Origin of the sequence: Tepidimonas sp., from assembly GCF_046292505.1 — a bacterium.
Classification (GTDB): Bacteria; Pseudomonadota; Gammaproteobacteria; order Burkholderiales; family Burkholderiaceae_C; genus Tepidimonas.
In genome coordinates this window covers 1-564 of the sequence record NZ_JBKBQX010000249.1, presented here as the reverse complement: position 1 = coordinate 564, position 564 = coordinate 1, and the positions used below count along the sequence as shown (strand labels likewise).

The 564-nt window shown below is 66.7% G+C and carries 1 protein-coding gene and 1 pseudogene; both read left to right on the top strand.

The annotated features are described in order from the left end of the window. Nucleotides 1-197, top strand: a pseudogene (locus tag ACK4TH_RS13085) (hypothetical protein); the annotation flags it as partial. After that, nucleotides 194-564: hypothetical protein (locus tag ACK4TH_RS13080; protein ID WP_409627060.1), on the top strand; the 371-nt coding region annotated here is incomplete at its 3' end. The pseudogene ACK4TH_RS13085 and the gene ACK4TH_RS13080, both read left to right, overlap by 4 nt.

The window sequence follows — 564 nt, the reverse complement described above, 5'->3', positions numbered from 1 at the left end:
AACCGCTGGTCCGGCGAGTGCAGCTCATCAGCGAGAACGCCCGCGTCCTGGTCGCCGAGACCTGGTCTGACGCCAGCGGCAACTATCGATTCGAACTGCTGGACCCGGCGCAGCGATACACCGTGGTCAGCTACGACTACAAGCAGATGTACCGCGCGGTGATCGCGGACAACCTCAAGCCGGAACCGATGCCATGACTGTCGCCATCACCGTCGAGCACAACGAAGCGCGGCTTGCGGGCACGCTCGCCTTCCTCGACGCGGGGCCCAATCCGGCGCGTCTGCGCATCTACGGCGGGACACGGCCCGCCACGCCGGCCACGACACCGACCAGTGCGATGCTGGTTGAGATCAAGTTGACCAAGCCCACGGGCACGATCTCGGGCGGGCTGCTGACGCTCACGCAGCAGGAGGACGGGCTGATCACGGCCACGGGTGTGGCCACCTGGGCGCGCCTGGTAAACGGCAACGAGGTGACCGCCCTCGATCTGGACTGCAGCGGCACCGACGGCAGCGGAGACGTGAAGCTGGCCAGCACCAATCTTTACCTGGGCGGTGATGCCCG